Genomic DNA, 16,981 nt, shown 5'->3' on the forward strand with positions numbered 1-16,981 from the left:
AAGGCGGACAGTCAGGGCAAGGTTTTTCGGCAATCATGGCTCCTCGAAGCCGAGTTCGAGCTGGTCGCTGTCCGAAACTTCCTCCGACGCAAAACCCGATAGAGTGACGCCGAGCAGGCGGATGCCCTTCGTCGGCGGGAACACGCTGCGGATGAGGTCCAGGCTGACGGATTGCAGGGTTTCCCGGGTGTGCACCGGTGCAGCCCGGGTGCGGCTGCGGGTGGCCTGCTGAAAATCGGCATATTTGATCTTCACCGTCACGGTGCGGCCGAAGGCTTGGGTTTTCTCGCACCAGGCCCAGACCTCGTCGGCCATGGCGAGGACGCCGGCCTCGATATCCTCGGGCTTCGTCAGGTCGTCGGAGAACGTCGTCTCGGAGCCGGAGGATTTGCGCGGGCGGTCCGGCTCCACCGGCCGGTCGTCCTCGCCCCGTGCAATCGCATGGTACCAGGCCCCGGCCTTGCCGAAATGGCGGACGAGATCCTCCAGGGGCTGTGCCTTGAGGTCGGCGCCGGTCATGATGCCGAGACGGTTCATCTTCTCGGCCGTGACCGGGCCGACACCGTGGAACTTGGCCACCGACAATGTCTCCACGAAAGCCGGTCCCATGGCGGGGGTGATGACGAACTGGCCATTGGGCTTGCGGTGATCGGAGGCGAGCTTGGCCAGGAACTTGTTGTAGGAGATGCCGGCCGAGGCGGTGAGGCCGGTTTCCTCGAGAATACGCGTGCGGATGGCCTGCGCCGTCGCTGCCGCGCTGGGCAGGCCCTGCAAATTCGCGGTGACGTCGAGATAGGCCTCGTCCAGCGACAGAGGCTCGATCAGCGGCGTGAACTCGGCGAAGACGGCGTGGATCTGGCGGGAGACGGCGCGATAGACCTCGAAGCGCGGCCTGACGAAGATGAGATCGGGGCAGTTGCGCAGCGCGGTCGAGGAGGGCATGGCGGAACGCACGCCGAAGGCTCGCGCCTCATAGCTCGCCGCCGCGACCACGCCGCGGCGTTCCGAGTAGCCCACGGCCAGCGGTCGTCCGCGCAATGAGGGATCGTCACGCTGTTCGACGGAAGCGTAGAAGGCATCCATGTCGATATGGATGATCTTGCGGGTGGGGGCGGACATGGCGACAGTCTATATCAATGGTCGTGATGTTTGACTCGCACGTCATTGCGAGCGCAGCGAAGCAATCCAGTCTCCAAAGCGCGCCGCGCGTGCCTCTGGATTGCTTCGCTGCGCTCGCAATGACGGTGCCTGATCGGTCAAGTCGCAATGCCGTTGCTATTGGCAGAGCTGCAGCGGTGATGGGGAGTGCGGGCAAGGGCAGCCTGCGTTCCGACACCCCTCTGCGGAACCGCGGCCATCATCAGAACTCCTTCGCCAAAAGGCCGAAACTTTCTTCGACATAGTGGGCGAGAGGACGCGCAGCTTCGCTCTGCTTCCATCTCTCCAGGGCGAGCCGCAAGGTGCCCATGGCCACCATCGCCACCAGCCGAAGCCCGTCCCGCCGTTCGGGGGAAGGCCATAGCTCGCACATCGCCTCCAGCAGGATGCGCTCGGTCTCGACGAAGCCGGCCTCCTTGCGTGCGCGCAGGGCCTCGGTCGATTGCATCAGGCGGTCGAAAACGATGGACTCCTTGGTCTCGCGCCGGGAAGCAAGCTTGATCAGGCAGTGTTGGACGGCAGCCAGCGGGCGCTGCTCGGGGGACTCCGCCAGCATGGCCGGCTTGAGTTCTTCCCGGAAACCACCATCATGCGCGGCCAGCAGGACGTCTTCCTTCGATTTGAAATAGTAGAAGAAGGTCCGGCGCGAGATGCCGGATGCCTGCGCGATCGCCTCGAGCGTCGTGCCGTCATAGCCATGTTTCACGAACAGTTTCAGGCCTTCTTCGACGATGCGCCCGGACGTTTCTCGCCGCTTGCGCTCCCGCAGGCCCTGCGGCTTTGGCGAGAGGTCTTCCATGCGAAACGGCTCCATCGTCACCTCTTGCAAAATTACACTGAGTGTAATAAAAAATCGCACTCAGTGTAGTTTTATAACGGTATTGGTGACATGCCTCAAGCGATGATTGGGGCCGCTATGGCGCCTTTCGCCAGGGCGCTGCTGGGGTGCAGACCTGCATTCACCAGCGCGATGGAGGATCTATCCCTTGCTGTATGATGTCGTGATTGCCGGCGGAGGACCGGTCGGCCTGTTCCTGGCCTGTGAGCTGCGCCTTGCGGATCTGTCCGTATTGGTGCTGGAGCAGAACGAATATCCGCAATCCCCCCTGAAGCGGCTTCCCTTCGGCTTGAGGGGCTTGTCGGTGCCTACGGCGGAAGCTTTCTACCGTCGCGGCTTGCTGGACGATATCGCGTCCTCGCAGCCCGCGAAGGACGGTTCAGGCCGCGCTGCCCAGGCTGCTGCCCATTGGATGCAGCAGTCCCGCCGACCCGGCGGACATTTCGCCGGCATCCAGTTCTTCCATGACAACATCGATGCTTCGAAATGGCCCTATCGCCTGCCGAGCCCGGCCACTTCCGGCCTTGCGGTCACGATGGAGCATCTCGAAACCGTCCTGGCCGCGCGCGCCCATGCCATGGGCGTGGAGATCAGGCGGGGCATTGGTGTCGAGGGCTTCGATCAATCGGACGAGGACGTGGCCATTCGTGCCGGCACTTCGACTTTGCGCGGGGGCTGGCTGGTCGGTTGCGACGGGGGCCGCAGCACGGTGCGCAAGGCCGGCGGCTTTGGGTTCGCCGGCACCGACCCCGAATTCACCGGCTATTCCGTTGACGTCGAAACGGCCGATCCGGACGGGCTCAGTCCGGGCCGCCACTACACGCCGACGGGCATGTATACCTATTCACCACCCGGGACGATCGCGATGGTCGATTTCGACGGCGGCGCCTGCCATCGAAGCCAGGCGATCACGCTCGACCATGTCCAGGCGGTACTTCGGCGTGTCTCCGGCACCGATGTCACCCTGACCACCCTCAAGCGCGCCGCGACATGGACGGATCGCGCCTATCAAGCGACGGCATATCGGAAAGGGCGGGTGCTGTTGGCCGGCGATGCCGCCCATATTCATTCTCCGCTGGGTGGCCAGGGCCTCAATCTTGGGCTTGGCGATGCGATGAATCTCGGCTGGAAGCTGGCCGCCATGATCCGGGGTGATGCCCCGGCCGGTCTGCTCGACAGCTATTTCGAGGAACGGCATCCGGTGGGTGCGCGAATCCTCGACTGGTCCCGCGCCCAGGTTGCGATCATGCGGCCGACCGCCAGCACGCGCGCGCTCGAAGCCATCATCCGCGACCTCGTCGAGACGCGCGACGGCGCGACCTATTTCGCCGAACGGGTGTGGGGCGTGTCTCTGCGCTACGATCTCGGCGACAGCCATCCGCTGGTGGGCCGCAGCGCACCCGATTTCGAGCTGAGGGAGGGGGGGAGGCTTGCCGAGCTCCTCAGGGCAGGCAAAGGCATTTTCCTGGACTTCGATGCCCGGCCGCAGCGGCGAGCCCTTGCATCGCGCTGGAACGACCGGATCGACTATGTCGCCGGTGACGTCCATGACCGGCTCGGTCTGAGCGCCGTGCTGGTCCGCCCCGATGGCGTCGTCGCCTGGGCCAGCGAGGCCGGGCAGGGGCCCGAGGAGGCCTCCAAGGCCCTGTCGCGGTGGTTCGGCGCCCGGTGAGGCTCGACGTTCGTCGCATCGCTACGTCGAACGGCCTCAGATCCGCGAATAGAGGCTCTCGGCGTGCTCGTGCTCGTTCAGCACCAGCTTGTGCTCGGCGGGGGGATGGGCCCGCTGTCCGCAGTCGAGGCGCGGGCAGATGCGGCAGCCGACGCCGATCGCTACGGCCTGGGCGGAATTGGAAACATCCATGCCGTCGGAATAGACCATCTCGGCGGCATGCGAGATGTGGCAGCCGAGGCCGATCGAGAGATGGCGCCGGGGCGCATTGTGGCGATGGCCGCCCTTTGTCAACGACTTTGCAATGCAGAAATAGCGCGTGCCTTCCGGCATCTGGCTGATCTGGATGTTGATCTGTCCCGGCAGCAGGAAGGCGGCATAGACGTTCCAGCGCGGGCAGGCACCGGAATGGCGCGGAATGTGGATGCCCGAGAGCGAGAAGCGCTTGGAGATGTTGCCTGCGATGTCGGTGCGGATCAGGTGCAGCGGGATGCCGCTGTTGCCGGGGCGCTGCAGCGTGGTCATGCGATGGCAGACCTGCTCGAAGCTGGTCTTGAAGCGCCGGGCGATCCTGTCGATGTCGTAGCGCGTCTCCCGGCAGGCGGCGAGGAAGGGCTGATACGGCATGATCACGGCGCCGGCGAAATAGGCGGCGAGGGCATGGCGGGCCAGGGCCGGTGCATCGGCCGGCAAGGCGCTCTCGGTGATGAGATGCTCGATCTCGCGCGAGGCGGCGAGCAGGCCCAGGCGGTGGGCGGCCGTGAAGGTGGCGCTTTCGGGCGAGAGCACGTCCGCCGTCTCGAAGGTCTCCTCGTCGCGGCCGAGGCGCCCGGCAAGGCCTTGGGGCAGGGGAGCGAGCCGCCAATGCACGCCGAATACGTTGGAGAGGTAGAGTTTGAGGCCGGGCTCGAAGGAATCGGAGAGATTGTCGATCTCGCCGCGAATGCGTTCGGCCTGGGCCTCCAGACCCGGGAAATAGTTGGCATTGGCCTGCAGGAAGTCCGAAACCGCATCGGTGGCGACGTGATAGCCAGCCTCCTGCGCCGAGGTTGCGCCTTGATTGCTGTTGCGCAGCGAGCGGAAGCGATCGAACAGATGCACGATGGCCCGGCCGATCTGCGGGTTGGAACTGGCGAGATCGCGGACATCTTGGTTGGTGACGTCGCTGTCGGCGAAGAGGTCGTCGCCGAACAGCTCCATCAGGTCGCCGGCCAGGCGCGAATCGTCGTTCTCGGCGAGTTCGGTGGCGTCGACACCGAAATAGCTCGCCGTCTTCAACAGCAGCGGCACCGTCATGCGCCGGCGATTGTGCTCGATCAGGTTGAGATAGCTCGCCGAAATGCCGAGCGAGCTGGCGAGCTGCGCCTGCGAAATCCGGCTCTGCCGGCGCAGCCGCTGAATCTTGCCGCCGATGCGCGGATCGGCCTCTTGCATGGCGCTTGTCATCGTTCGTCCCTGGTCCCGTAATGTTGTAAATATTTACACGATTTACAACATTACAAAATTTTCTTTACAGCGCTTTTCCGGTTGACGCCCCGGAATTGCGATACGTCTTGCTTTATTGCGCCGCGGTGTCAATCATTGACTTAACACGAAACGCGGCACGGAGGAATGCGTTATGGACCAGATGCGCCAGAGCAACGAACACGACGAATTCATCACCATCATCGGCGCCAGCATGGCCGAGATCAACGCCGAGTACCACGCCCAGGGCCTGGCGGATCGGGACTTCTCGATCGTGCACAAGATCGGCCGGCATCGCTTCACCCGCGTGGGCGGCGGCGCTTCCGAACACATGTTCGACGGCCAGTCGATGATCGCCGCCACCTTCACCCGCACCCGGCGCAATTGACTTTGTTTCACCCTTCCCTGGAGGGGGAGGGTGAAGAGCACTTCCGCCGTCAATTTCTTTACACGTCTCCACGTTAGGAACTTTGTGATGCTCGATACCCAGAAGAACCGTCCCGCCGAGTCCTTCCCCGCCCCGGAATGGGCGCCGGATCGCTGGCGCAACGTCCGCCGCAACTACACGCCGCGGGACGTGGAGCGGCTCGCTGGGTCGCTGCCGATCCGCCAGACGCTGGCCGAGAATGGCGCCAGGCGCCTGTGGGAACTGCTGCACAAGCGCGACTATGTGCCGACGCTCGGCACCTTCACCGGCAACCAGGCTGTGCAGCAGGTCAAGGCAGGTCTGGAGGCGATCTATCTGTCCGGCTGGCAGGTGGCAGCGGATGCCAACACCTCGGGCAACATGTATCCCGACCAGAGCCTTTATCCCGTCGACAGCGTGCCCTCCGTGGTGCGCCGCATCAACAAGGCGCTGCAGCGGGCCGACCAGATCCAGACCATGGAGCGCGTCGACGGCAAGGGCGGCGAGCAGCTCGATTACTTCGTGCCGGTCATCGCCGATGCCGAAGCCGGCTTCGGCGGTCAGCTCAACGCCTATGAATTGATGAAGGCGATGATCGAGGCCGGCGCCGCCGCAGTGCATTTCGAAGACCAGCTCGCTTCGGAAAAGAAGTGCGGCCATCTCGGCGGCAAGGTGCTGGTGCCGACGCGCACCTTCATCAAGACGCTGAATGCAGCGCGCCTCGCGGCCGATGTGATGGGTGTGCCTACTTTGATCATGGCCCGCACGGATGCCGAGGCGGCTCGGCTGATCACCTCCGATGTCGATGAGGCCGATCGGCCCTTCATCACCGGGGAGCGCACGCCGGAAGGCTTCTATGTGCTCAAGGGCGGCTTCGAGGCGGCGATCGCCCGCGGTATCGCCTATGCGCCCTATGCCGACCTGATCTGGTGCGAGACATCCACGCCGAGCCTGCCGGACGCCAAGCGTTTCGCCGAAGCGGTGCGGAAGGTCCACCCCGACCAGATGCTGGCCTATAACTGCTCGCCCTCGTTCAACTGGGCCAAGCATATGGATCCGGCTGCGATGAAGGCGTTCCAGCGCGAGCTGGGTGCGATGGGCTACAAGTACCAGTTCATCACGCTGGCTGGCTTCCACAACACCAGCTACACCACCTTCGATCTCGCCCGCCGCTACAAGCAGGATGGCATGGCCGCCTATTCGCAGCTCCAGCAGGCCGAGTTTGCCGCCGAAGCCGACGGCTTTACCGCAACGCGCCACCAGCGCGAGGTCGGCACCAGCTATTTCGACGCTGTCGCCACCATTCTGGGCGAAGGCCAGAGCTCGACCACGGCGATGGAACATTCGACCGAGACGGCGCAGTTCTAAGGCGATCGTCACTCCCTGACGTCATGAAGGCCCTTCCCGCGCCAGCGGGGAGGGCCGTTGTTTTTCAGGGCGCGCGGGCATCCTGCCCGTTCTTGGAAACGCGGCGCACTCTGGAAGGGAAGAACGGGCAAGATGCCCGCGTACCCGGAGATTACGATTCTCCCGCCTCGAAACTCGCGCGGTTGATGCCGTATTTCACCAGCTTGTCGTAGAAGGTCTTACGCGGGATGCCGAGGGCGTCGAGGCTGGCACGCACGTCGCCCTTGTGCCGGGTGAGGGCCTCGCGGATGAGGTCTGCCTCGTAGCGCTCCAGCCGTTCGGGCAGGGAGGCACCTTGGTCCGCTGTCGGAGGCAGGACGGTCTTACCGGTCGCGGCCAGGTCGATCTCGGCCAGGCCCAGCGCCACACGCTCGGCGAAATGCACGATCTCGCGCACATTGCCGGGCCAGTCGTGGCTGGCGAGGTGGTGGCGCACGACAGGCGTCAGCATTGGCGCCTCCCGTTGGAAGCGCCGGCAGGCCCGGTCGAGATAGACGGCGAACAGCAAGGGCACGTCCTCGCGCCGCTCGCGCACGGGCGGGATGCGCAGCGTCACCACATTGAGGCGGTGGAACAGGTCTTCCCGGAAGCTGGCCTTGTGGACGGGAGAGCCGAGATCGCTCTTGGCGGCGGCGACCACGCGCAGATCTACCTGCCGGGCCGTGTTGGAACCGAGCGGCGTGATCTCGCGCTGTTCGAGCACGCGCAGCAGACGGGCCTGGGCGCTGAGCGGCATGCTCTCGATCTCGTCGAGGAACAGCGTGCCACCACTGGAATGCTCGATCAGGCCGACCCTTTTCTTCAGCGCACCGGTGAAGGCGCCGCTTTCATGCCCGAACAATTCGCTTTCCAGTACCGTCTCGGGCAGCGCACCGCAATTGAGGGCGACGAAGCGCCCGCTGCGCCTGCGGCCGAGATGGTGGAGCTGGTCGGCCACCAATTCCTTGCCGGTGCCGGTTTCACCCACGATCATCACGTCGATATCGGCATCGGCCACCGCCTTCAGCGTTTCGCGCAGGCGCTCCATCGCGGGAGCGTCGCCGAGCAGGGGCGAGGGGGCGTGGGCCTCTTCCGCCGCCTGGCGCAGGCGCCGGTTCTCCATCACCAGGGCCCGCTTTTCGGTGGCGCGCCTCACGCTCTGGATCAGCCGGTCGGAGGCGAAGGGCTTGGGGAGGAAATCATAAGCGCCCTCGCGCATCGCCTCGACGGCAGTGGCGATGTCGCCATGGCCGGTGATCATGATCACCGGCAGGTCGGGATCGCGGGTGCGCAGGGTGCGGAACAATTCCATGCCGTCGATGCGCGGCATGCGCAGATCGGTGATCACCACGCCCGGAAAGCGTTCGTCGATGGCCTTCAGGGCCTCGACGGCGGATTCGAACAGGAACGGCTCGAATCCGGCAAGCCGCAGCGTCTGCGCATTGGCGTCACGCAGGACGGCATCATCATCGACGAAGGCAACGGGAAAGGGGGGGCTGACGGTCATGGCGTGCGCCTCTCCGGAAGGAGGCTGGTCGACGAGGCGCCATTGCGAGCGCAGCGAAGCAATCCAGTCTTTCGCGGAGGGGCGAGACCGGATTGCTTCGCCAGGCTCGAAATGACGGGAGCAGGAAATCGAGCGACGTGAAATACCGAAGCGTTGCCCATGCCGTTCATCCTTCTTTCTCCGCCCGCTTCAGGGTGATCAGGAAGCGGCAGCCTTGGCCTGGCCGGCTTTCCACCTCCAGGCGACCTCCGAATTCCTCGACGATGTCCTTGGAAATCACCAGCCCGAGGCCGAGCCCGCCGGACTTCGTGGTGGTAAAGGGCGTGAACAGATTGGCCGTCACCTCGGGCGCGAGGCCGGGGCCGTTGTCGGTGACGGCGAGCCGGACCAGGTCGCCATCGCCGGCGATGCCGATCTGGATGGCTTGCTCGGGTCGTCCCTCCAGTGCTTCCAGGGCATTCTGCAGGAGATTGACGAGCACCTGCTCGAGCCGCACGCGATTGGCCACCACCCGGAGATCTTCCGCGATCGGCTCGACCTCGATCTCGGCCCCTTGGCGCCTTGCCCTGATGCCGACCAGCAGCAGTGCGCCATCGAGCACGTCCTGCAGGGCAACCGGACCGATATCGCCACTGGCCTTGCGGGCAAAGCGGCGCAGTTGCGCGATGATGTCGGCGATCCTATCGGTCAGCCCGGCAATGGTCGCCAGGTTCTGGCGTGCGGGCTGCGGCTCGCTGCGATCGAGAAAGATGGCGGCGTTGTCGGCAAAACTGCGGATGGCGGCGACCGGCTGATTGACCTCATGAGCAAGGCCCGCCGTGATCTGGCCGAGGATCGCAAGGCGGTTGGCCTGGGTGAGTTCGTCCCGCGCGGTCTGCAGTTTGGCCTCGACCTTGCGGCGCTCGTCGATCTCGGCGGAGAGGAGCGCATTGCTCTGGCTGAGGTCGAGCGTGCGCGCCTCGACGCGGTGCTCGAGTTCGATCTGGGCCTCGGTGAGTTCGGCCGTCCGCGCGATCGCCCGTTGGCGCCTATGCAGCAGGATGCCGAGCAGGACCAGCGTGGCACCGACCACGGCGAAGGTGATGGAGCGCAAGGTCGCGGCGCCGGCGGCGAGCGCTCGTGCGGCGGGCTCGAGCAGATGCAGCTGCCAATTCGTGGAAGGTACCTCGCTTACACTGGCAAGGTGCAGTCCGCTGCCGCGCAGGGAGACGAAATCCGCGCCCGACGTCGTCGCCTGGCCGCGCCGGATCGGCAAGACCGTCAGCGGCGAATCGCCGAATTGCAGCGAAGTTCGGATCTTTGCTGCTTCCTCGGCGGTGAACGAGGCCTGCGCCATGAAGCGCCATTCCGGCTGGCTGGTCAGCAGCACGATGCCCCTGGGGTCGGTGACGTAGACGATGGCGCCCGAGCGATGCCAGTCTTCCTCGACCGAGAAGAACTCCACCTTGACCACGATGACGCCCTGCATGCCGCCCGGGCCGTCGATGCGGCGAGCGATGTAAAGGCCGGGCCGCTGGCTGACGGTACCGAGAGCGAAATGCTCGGTATCACCTTTGGCCACGGCTTCGGTAAAATAGGGGCGGAAGGCATAGTTGGTGCCGACGAAGCTGATCTCCTCCTTCCAGTTGGAGGAGGCGATCGCCAGGCCCGTACGGTCGATCAGATAGATCACAGCCGAACGCGCGCCGGCGTTCAGGCTTTCGAGCTTGGCGTTCATGGCGCCGATATGGGCGGTATCCGGCGTGCTCAGGGTGGCGAGCACATCGGGATCGCGCGACAGCACCAGCGAGAGTGTGCGCTGCTTTTCCAGCTCGCTGCGCAGGACCGCGATATCCAGCGTCGCGCTGCCGGCAGCCTGGGCCCTGAGGGCATCGGCGGCCTGGCGCATGCCATAATTGCCGGCGAGCCATACGGCGAGCGCCAGGCTCGCCAGGCTGAGGGCAGCAAAAATCAGCCATTCGATCCGTCGCCTTCGCCGTCTTTGCGCAGCTCCGCTCATGGGTTTCCGTTGTCATCCTTCATATCGAACATGTGCGGAAATCCGCACATGGGCAAGGCCGATGTGCGGGACTTCGCTCAATGGGGCCGGCGTCGTCATAGGGTAAGAATTGTGGAAGGCAAGCAATATCAATAACTTGATGGATTGGCACAGGACTTGCTGTTTACAGGGCAGCCGCTAGCAGAAAGCGGCGTCGAGGAAACCCTTTGGGCCAGGCCGCCTGCCAAAGCCCCACGGAGGAACAGATGATCGCCCTCAGCGAGACGCCCAAGGCAGAAACTCCGCGCAAGCGCCCCTTCTATGCAAACCTCTATTTCCAGGTCCTTGTCGCGATCGCGCTGGGGATTTTGCTCGGTCATTTCTATCCCGATCTCGGCAAGTCCCTGAAGCCTCTGGGCGACGCCTTCATCAAGTTGGTGAAGATGGTAATCACCCCGGTGATCGCGCTGACCGTAATCACCGGCATTGCCGGCATGAGCGATCTCAAGAAGCTCGGCCGTGTCGTCGGCAAGGCCTTCATCTACTTCCTGACCTTCTCCACGCTGGCCCTGATCATTGGGCTTCTGGTCGGCAATATCGTGCAGCCGGGCGCGGGACTGAACATCAATCCGGCCACGCTGGATCCCAAGGCGGTGGCCGATTATGCCGCCAAGGCGCATGACCAGACCATCACTGGCTTCCTGATGAACATCATCCCCAACAACCCGATCAGCGCCCTGGCGGGTGGGGACGTGCTGCAGGTGCTGTTCTTCTCGGTGGTGTTCGGCATTGCGCTGGCCCAGATCGGCAGCGCGGCCGAACCGCTGATGGTCGTGCTGAATTCGATCTCCCGCGGCATGTTCCGGCTGGTGGCCATCCTGATGAAGGCTGCCCCCATCGGTGCCTTCGGCGCCATGGCCTTCACCATCGGCGCTTATGGCATCGGCTCGGTGGCCAATCTGCTGATGCTGATCGGCACCTTCTATCTGACCTCGCTGCTCTTCGTGCTGGTCGTGCTTGGCGCCGTCGCCTGGTACAATGGCTTCTCGATCCTGGCCTTGATCCGCTATATCAAGGAAGAGCTCTTGCTGGTGCTCGGCACTTCCTCGTCCGAGGCGGCACTGCCCAGCCTGATGGACAAGATGGAGCGAGCTGGCTGCCGCAAGTCCGTGGTGGGCATCGTCATTCCCACCGGCTATTCCTTCAATCTCGACGGCACCAATATCTACATGACCCTGGCGGCGCTGTTCATCGCGCAGGCCACCGGCATCCAGCTGAGCTGGGGTGACCAGATCCTGCTGCTTCTGGTCGCCATGCTGAGCTCGAAGGGCGCCGCCGGCATCACCGGCGCCGGCTTCATCACCCTGGCGGCGACGCTGGCCGTGGTGCCCGCCGTTCCCGTTGCCGGCATGGCTCTCATCCTTGGCATCGACCGGTTCATGTCCGAGTGCCGTGCTCTTACCAATCTGGTCGGCAATGCCGTTGCCACCATCGTGGTGGCTCGCTGGGAGGGCGAACTCGACAAGGCCCAGCTCGCAGCGGCACTGAGCGGCGACGACGCGCCGCAAACGGTCGCTGCTGCAGCCTGAGGTCCGACGACAGACAACACCGGAGTGGGGCGGACCAACGGTCCGCCCCTTTTTCTATGGGAATGTATTGCCCGTGTTCACCGCAAGCGCTGACGTCAGATCTGGAGCTCCAGGTCGGCGGTGACGGGTGCGGCATCGCTACGGTCCGGCGTTGCCTCATAGCCGCGGACACGCAGGCTGCCCTGGCGGGCATCGGCTTCGACGGTAAGCCGGGTGATGGCATTGCGCAGGGGTGGCTCCACCCAGGCGAAGGGCGCCATGGCCCGGCCGGCGTGGGAGGCGATCGCCAGGCGGCGGCTGGGGCTGTCGCTTTCGCTCAGCGTCCCATTGTTCCAGCTCGGCGCATTGGCCCAGTCATTGGCGGCCGCGGCCGGGCCGGGTTGGGTGACGAAAGCTTCGGGCCTGCGTTCGATCACGCAAGTCTCGGCAGGCGAAAGGCCCGTCAGCGTGAAGATCGTCTCGGCGGCAATCGGTATGCGTTCCATCAGGTCCCGCGCGGTGGCGAAATCGGGAGCCTCCTCGAAGACGCGGCGAAGCAGGTGCATGGCGGGCATCAGTCCCCGCCGCAAGCCGGACAGATCCGGCACGATCGCACCGCTGGCGCTTGCCGCGCCGGCCGGTGTCGGGCCCTTGTTGATGGTGGCGGCAAAACGGCCGGGTGCCAGGGCCGTCAGCACACCCACGGCGCCCGGCCAAGTCACGTTGAGGAATTCTCCTGCAGGGCCGCGCTGGCGGACCACTTCGACGAAGCGACCGAGACCGTCGAAATCCCAATCGAGCGTCCGCAGCAGCCGGGCTCCGCGTCCGTCCGGTGCGGCTGCCGCCAGGGTGGTGCAGCCCCATTCATAGGCTGCGTTGATCAGGAAGGCGCCGGGCATCGGCAGGAGCGCGGCGATCGCCTCGATCTCGCCGACATAGGGGGAGGGGCTGGCGAGCAGCCAGGCATGCGCGCCGCTGTCAAGTTCGGCCACCTTGCCATGGGCCTCCGCCGGCATCGAGATCAGGCAGGAGCGCAACAGCGCCCGCACGGTATCCAGGCGGGCCTGGGCGTGCAGGACCAGGCCGCTATCGCGTGCATCGAAGATGGGAATGGGCGGCAACAAGGCTGCTGGGCCTTTCTGCAGGCCGACGCGAGGAAAAGGGATGACGCTCATTGCCGAGCTCCCACCTGAAGAAGTTCTCGGCAATTATCTAAGTTTTGTGATGTATTGTCATCCAACAAGATGATGATCGAGGCGTTTGTGTTCCGCTTCTCTTCTATCGAGTCGCCGAGGCGCCCCCGGCCAGTGTGGTCGCGGACCAATGCGCATTCAGATGGTTTTTCACTCGGTAAAGCATGTTTCCTGCCTCAAGTTGACGTAAAAACCGAGTGTTACAGGAACGCAACAACCTCGCTGAATTGAGACGCGGGTGTGACGGAAACACAATGAAACGGCGACGCTGGCCGTTACGAAGTGTCGAATATTCTGGTACGAAGAATCATGAGTTCGAATGAACCGTCCGCAAGCAATACTTACTTGCCTGTGGTCAGACAAAAGCAATAGGCAGCTGAGATTACTCAGCCGGACCTGCCGTAGCGGCGGGTCATGATATGGGGGAACGAATGGCAAGGAACACCCAACTCGCATTGCTGCTGATGGCCGGCGTTTCGCTGGCCGCGAGCCAGGCCTATGCCGGCTCTTTCATGCTGCGTGAGCAGAGCACGATTGGTCTTGGGCAGGGATTTGCCGGCGTGGCGGCCGGATCGGGTGGCCTGAGTTCCATGTATTGGAACCCGGCGACGATGACCTTCGTTCCGGGCTGGCAATCGGAGTGGGTCCTCAATGGTATCTTCCCGCAATCTGACATCAAGCCATACAGTGTTGGCGGCATAACCAGGGACTGGCCCTCGACGGGGGATATCGGCCAGGATAGTTTCCTCGCGGCGGGTTATACCTCCTACCAGGTCAATGATAGGCTCTGGATCGGCCTTGCCACCAATACGCCGTTCGGCCTGGTCACCAAAAACCCCTTCAACGCGCCCGGGCAGGTTTACGCACGCACCTCCAAGGTCGCCTCCTTCGATATCAATCCCAACATTGCCTATAAGGTAACGGACTGGTTGTCGGTCGGTGTCGGCTTCCAGGCCATGTATTTCAAGACTCGGCTCGGTCAGGCGATTTCCCCGGCTCCCAACGCTCCAAATGCGACCCTTCGGGGCGATAGCTGGGGCTATGGCTTCACCGCGGGTGTCACCATCACGCCGATCGAGGGAACCGTAATCGGTATAGGCTACCGTTCCTCCGTCAAGCAGGACCTGGAAGGCAATTTGCGCACTCCGCTGGGACGGACGGGAGTCAAGGCCGATCTGGAACTCCCGGATCAGTTGACCATTGGCATCACGCAGACCGTGACGCCTGATCTCACGCTTTCCGCCGGTTTCGAATGGACGAAATGGAGCAGGTTCGGTGTAATTCCCGTCATCGCGACGTCGGGACCTGCAACGGGCCGCCAAGTGACGACCCTGCCGTTCAAATATGATGACGGCTACTATGTTTCAGTGGGTGGTGAGTATGCCTGGAGTCCGGAGCTAACGCTCCGCGCCGGCCTCGGCTATGAGTGGTCGCCGATTTCCGACTTCAATCGTGATCTGCGTCTGCCTGACAGCGATCGCATCCACGCTTCGATCGGCCTGGGCTACAAGATCAACAACAAGCTTTCGGTCGATCTTGCCTATTCGCATCTGTTCACGGTGAACGGCGATATCAAGCTCAATGCCCGCAACCCTCACTATGTGGGATTGCCCTATTTCGCCAAGACGGACTCGTCCGTCGACATCGTCTCAGCCAGCTTGACCTATCGCTGGGACGACCCGGGTGAGCCCAACCAGCCTGGCATCTTCAAGTAAGGCGCTGAACTTCCGATAAAAAAGCCTTCGCGCAGGTTCCCGCCGGCGCGAAGGCTTTTTCATGTTGTGCCGTCTCACGTTTCGACACCTGACACCCTTCCTCTCCTCGAGCGGGAAGGGCGCCAGTCATGTCGTCTGGCGCGGTGGAACGCTCAGGCGCTCCAGGCCACCGTGGTCTGGCGCTGGTCGCCGAGCTTCTCGATGCCGAGCGTCATCACATTGCCGGGCTTGAGATAGCGCGGCGGCTTCATGCCCATGCCGACGCCGGGAGGCGTGCCGGTGGTGATGACGTCGCCGGGTTCCAGGATCAGGAACTGCGAGATGTAGTGCACGATGTGGGCGACGCCGAAGATCATCGTCTTGGTCGAGCCGGTCTGGACGCGCTCGCCGTCGACATCGAGCCACATGGAAAGGTTCTGCACGTCGCCGACTTCGTCGGGCGTGACCAGCCAGGGGCCGAGCGGGCCGAAGGTCGGGCAGCCCTTGCCTTTCATCCACTGGCCGGAGCGCTCGATCTGATAGGCGCGCTCGGAAACGTCGTTGCAGACGGCGTAGCCGGCGACATAGGAGAGGGCGTCCTTCTCCTCGACATAGGAGGCGCGGCTGCCGATGACGATGGCCAGTTCCACTTCCCAGTCCGTCTTTTCCGAGCCGCGCGGAATGACGACGTCGTCATTGGGGCCGACTACGCAGGACGGCGCCTTGTTGAACAACACCGGCTCCTTGGGGATCGGCATGTTGCTCTCGGCCGCATGGTCGGCATAGTTCAGGCCGACCGCGATGAAGTTGCCGGGCTGGGCGACGCAGGAGCCCAGGCGCGGATTACCGGTCACTTCCGGCAGCGAGGCTGGCGCAAGCGCGGCGATCCGGGCCAAAGACTGTGGCGAGAGGGCATCGCCCCTCCAATCGGCGACATGGGCCGACAAGTCCCTGATCTTGCCATCCGCATCGATCAAACCGGGCTTTTCAGAGCCCGGCACGCCAAACCGTACCAGCTTCATTGTGGGGTCCTTTAGACGAAAATTGCAGCCCTTCGGCTGTCGTTGAAATTATCGATCCTGAAAGCCGGTCCTCGCGAGGCAAATGCCATCAGCCGGCCGGTGCGGACCATGCCCGATCGGGGGGGCGGTCGCAAGCATTGTGTGGGATGCCACACCAATATTTGTCGGATGAATGGTTGGCCTCATGTCGAGAAGAGGGAAGGGACCCCTCAATCTGCGGGCAAAATGCGGTGGAAGCACGCTTTGCGCAAAAAGAACGGATAGTCCTTCGCGGGTTTGGCGAAGGTTGCGCCCAGGCCTGTCGTCCCCAAGCCTCGCGAAATGACAAAGCCCGCACAGGTTGAGCTGTGCGGGCCTCGTGATCGGTTTGGAAACATTGGCGGCCTGAGCAGGGTGCGACCTGCTCGGTCTACATCGCTCCCGCCCAAACGCGTCTTGCTCTCCGCATCAGGCGGAGTGTCCCTCGCTGCCATTGCGAGCGGCATTGCGCTCGGCCATGAAGCGATCGAACTCTTCCTTATCGCGGGCACGACGCAGATTGGTGACGAATTCGGCGAAGGCGCGACCTTCTTCCTCGAGGCGCCGGCGCTCCTCTTCCAGGCGGCGCAGCGTCTCGCGGCGATAATCGTCGAAAGCGGCATTGCCGGTGGCCGACCAGCCCTGGCCGGCATAGCTGCGCTGATCACGCGAGAAGCCGGCGAATTCCGCCTTGGCCCGCTCGAAGCCTTCACGCACCTTTTCCCTGGGAAAGCGGTCGCCCCAGATGAAATAGGCCAGCGCCGCCAGGCCAAGCGGCCACCAGATCAGAAAGCCGGCGATAACCGCCACCACATGAAGCGGATGCCAGCGGCCACGCGTAGAACAAGAGGTCATTATCCTCTCCCATGTTGCAACCCAGCACCCGAGCAGTTGGGGGTGGCGACGGGTGGCTTCAAGGGTACAAGCCGAAGTTGTGTCCGATTTAATCTTGGCGACCGCGCAAGCAGCAAAGCGCTGCTCCCGCGTTTCGTGCCGCAAATTCGTTGGTGGTGATGGCCTGCCGCAAAGTTGCCGTGATCGAAAGCTTTGTGGGCGCGCGTGCTGGGCCGGGCGCAA

13 protein-coding genes are annotated in these 16,981 nt (G+C 63.8%); 5 read left to right on the top strand and 8 right to left on the bottom strand.

Annotated features, from left to right (window positions below; all coding sequences use genetic code 11):
• Nucleotides 1–33: 33 nt before the first annotated feature.
• Nucleotides 34–1,119, bottom strand: a complete 1,086-nt coding sequence (dinB, locus tag U1R88_RS01720) for a DNA polymerase IV (RefSeq protein ID WP_322429712.1) — start codon at nucleotides 1,117–1,119, stop codon at nucleotides 34–36.
• A gap of 241 nt (nucleotides 1,120–1,360) precedes the next feature.
• On the bottom strand, nucleotides 1,361–1,972 hold the full coding sequence (locus U1R88_RS01725; RefSeq protein ID WP_322429713.1) for a TetR/AcrR family transcriptional regulator: 612 nt from the start codon (nucleotides 1,970–1,972) through the stop codon (nucleotides 1,361–1,363).
• Nucleotides 1,973–2,144: 172 nt separating this feature from the next.
• Here U1R88_RS01725 and U1R88_RS01730 point away from each other — a divergent pair, with 172 nt between their 5' ends.
• Nucleotides 2,145–3,668, top strand: a complete 1,524-nt coding sequence (locus tag U1R88_RS01730; protein WP_322429714.1) for an FAD-dependent monooxygenase — start codon at nucleotides 2,145–2,147, stop codon at nucleotides 3,666–3,668.
• Between the two features lie 36 nt (nucleotides 3,669–3,704).
• Here the strand turns inward: U1R88_RS01730 and U1R88_RS01735 are convergent, their stop codons facing one another.
• Nucleotides 3,705–5,114 carry a helix-turn-helix domain-containing protein gene (locus U1R88_RS01735; protein ID WP_322429715.1) on the bottom strand — a complete coding sequence of 470 codons (1,410 nt, stop codon included), beginning with the start codon at nucleotides 5,112–5,114 and terminating at the stop codon, nucleotides 3,705–3,707.
• Nucleotides 5,115–5,286: 172 nt separating this feature from the next.
• On the opposite strand from U1R88_RS01735, the gene U1R88_RS01740 reads away from it, so the two are divergent.
• Both U1R88_RS01740 and aceA read left to right on the top strand, forming a co-directional pair.
• Nucleotides 5,287–5,520 (top strand): hypothetical protein, encoded by a 234-nt coding sequence (locus U1R88_RS01740; protein WP_068298726.1) that lies wholly within the window; start codon nucleotides 5,287–5,289, stop codon nucleotides 5,518–5,520.
• An 87-nt stretch (nucleotides 5,521–5,607) separates the two neighbouring features.
• Nucleotides 5,608–6,906 carry an isocitrate lyase gene (gene aceA, locus U1R88_RS01745; protein ID WP_322429716.1) on the top strand — a complete coding sequence of 433 codons (1,299 nt, stop codon included), beginning with the start codon at nucleotides 5,608–5,610 and terminating at the stop codon, nucleotides 6,904–6,906.
• Nucleotides 6,907–7,057: 151 nt separating this feature from the next.
• Here aceA and U1R88_RS01750 read toward each other — a convergent pair whose 3' ends face one another.
• Nucleotides 7,058–8,431 carry a sigma-54-dependent transcriptional regulator gene (locus tag U1R88_RS01750; RefSeq protein ID WP_322429717.1) on the bottom strand — a complete coding sequence of 458 codons (1,374 nt, stop codon included), beginning with the start codon at nucleotides 8,429–8,431 and terminating at the stop codon, nucleotides 7,058–7,060.
• 166 nt (nucleotides 8,432–8,597) lie between these two features.
• Nucleotides 8,598–10,430 carry a sensor histidine kinase gene (locus U1R88_RS01755; protein WP_322429719.1) on the bottom strand — a complete coding sequence of 611 codons (1,833 nt, stop codon included), beginning with the start codon at nucleotides 10,428–10,430 and terminating at the stop codon, nucleotides 8,598–8,600.
• A gap of 245 nt (nucleotides 10,431–10,675) precedes the next feature.
• Here U1R88_RS01755 and U1R88_RS01760 point away from each other — a divergent pair, with 245 nt between their 5' ends.
• Entirely contained in the window at nucleotides 10,676–11,998 is a 1,323-nt protein-coding gene (locus U1R88_RS01760; RefSeq protein ID WP_068298826.1) for a dicarboxylate/amino acid:cation symporter, read from the top strand.
• Nucleotides 11,999–12,093: 95 nt separating this feature from the next.
• Here U1R88_RS01760 and U1R88_RS01765 read toward each other — a convergent pair whose 3' ends face one another.
• The gene (locus tag U1R88_RS01765) at nucleotides 12,094–13,152 is read right to left on the bottom strand and encodes an Ntn hydrolase family protein (RefSeq protein ID WP_322429720.1); all 1,059 of its coding nucleotides are present in this window, start codon (nucleotides 13,150–13,152) and stop codon (nucleotides 12,094–12,096) included.
• Nucleotides 13,153–13,601: 449 nt separating this feature from the next.
• Between U1R88_RS01765 and U1R88_RS01770 the strand changes: the two genes are divergently transcribed.
• Entirely contained in the window at nucleotides 13,602–14,885 is a 1,284-nt protein-coding gene (locus U1R88_RS01770; RefSeq protein ID WP_322429721.1) for an OmpP1/FadL family transporter, read from the top strand.
• Nucleotides 14,886–15,037: 152 nt separating this feature from the next.
• Here U1R88_RS01770 and U1R88_RS01775 read toward each other — a convergent pair whose 3' ends face one another.
• The gene (locus U1R88_RS01775; protein ID WP_322429722.1) at nucleotides 15,038–15,886 is read right to left on the bottom strand and encodes a fumarylacetoacetate hydrolase family protein; all 849 of its coding nucleotides are present in this window, start codon (nucleotides 15,884–15,886) and stop codon (nucleotides 15,038–15,040) included.
• A 447-nt stretch (nucleotides 15,887–16,333) separates the two neighbouring features.
• Nucleotides 16,334–16,759: a DUF2852 domain-containing protein gene (locus tag U1R88_RS01780; protein WP_322429723.1), complete on the bottom strand. Its 426-nt coding sequence runs from the start codon at nucleotides 16,757–16,759 to the stop codon at nucleotides 16,334–16,336.
• Nucleotides 16,760–16,981 lie beyond the last annotated feature (222 nt).

The organism is Labrys sedimenti (assembly GCF_034424805.1).
GTDB classification, from domain to species: domain Bacteria; phylum Pseudomonadota; class Alphaproteobacteria; order Rhizobiales; family Labraceae; genus Labrys; species Labrys sedimenti.

What these genes read in the sequence shown, in the direction of transcription:
- aceA (WP_322429716.1), top strand. Translation starts at nt 5,608, where the DNA reads ATGCTCGATACCCAGAAGAACCGTCCCGCCGAGTCCTTCCCCGCCCCG.
- U1R88_RS01770 (WP_322429721.1), top strand. Translation starts at nt 13,602, where the DNA reads ATGGCAAGGAACACCCAACTCGCATTGCTGCTGATGGCCGGCGTTTCG.
- U1R88_RS01760 (WP_068298826.1), top strand. Translation starts at nt 10,676, where the DNA reads ATGATCGCCCTCAGCGAGACGCCCAAGGCAGAAACTCCGCGCAAGCGC.
- U1R88_RS01735 (WP_322429715.1), bottom strand. Translation starts at nt 5,114, where the DNA reads ATGACAAGCGCCATGCAAGAGGCCGATCCGCGCATCGGCGGCAAGATT.
- U1R88_RS01740 (WP_068298726.1), top strand. Translation starts at nt 5,287, where the DNA reads ATGGACCAGATGCGCCAGAGCAACGAACACGACGAATTCATCACCATC.
- U1R88_RS01775 (WP_322429722.1), bottom strand. Translation starts at nt 15,886, where the DNA reads ATGAAGCTGGTACGGTTTGGCGTGCCGGGCTCTGAAAAGCCCGGTTTG.
- dinB (WP_322429712.1), bottom strand. Translation starts at nt 1,119, where the DNA reads ATGTCCGCCCCCACCCGCAAGATCATCCATATCGACATGGATGCCTTC.
- U1R88_RS01750 (WP_322429717.1), bottom strand. Translation starts at nt 8,431, where the DNA reads ATGACCGTCAGCCCCCCCTTTCCCGTTGCCTTCGTCGATGATGATGCC.
- U1R88_RS01755 (WP_322429719.1), bottom strand. Translation starts at nt 10,430, where the DNA reads ATGAGCGGAGCTGCGCAAAGACGGCGAAGGCGACGGATCGAATGGCTG.
- U1R88_RS01725 (WP_322429713.1), bottom strand. Translation starts at nt 1,972, where the DNA reads ATGGAGCCGTTTCGCATGGAAGACCTCTCGCCAAAGCCGCAGGGCCTG.
- U1R88_RS01780 (WP_322429723.1), bottom strand. Translation starts at nt 16,759, where the DNA reads ATGACCTCTTGTTCTACGCGTGGCCGCTGGCATCCGCTTCATGTGGTG.
- U1R88_RS01765 (WP_322429720.1), bottom strand. Translation starts at nt 13,152, where the DNA reads ATGAGCGTCATCCCTTTTCCTCGCGTCGGCCTGCAGAAAGGCCCAGCA.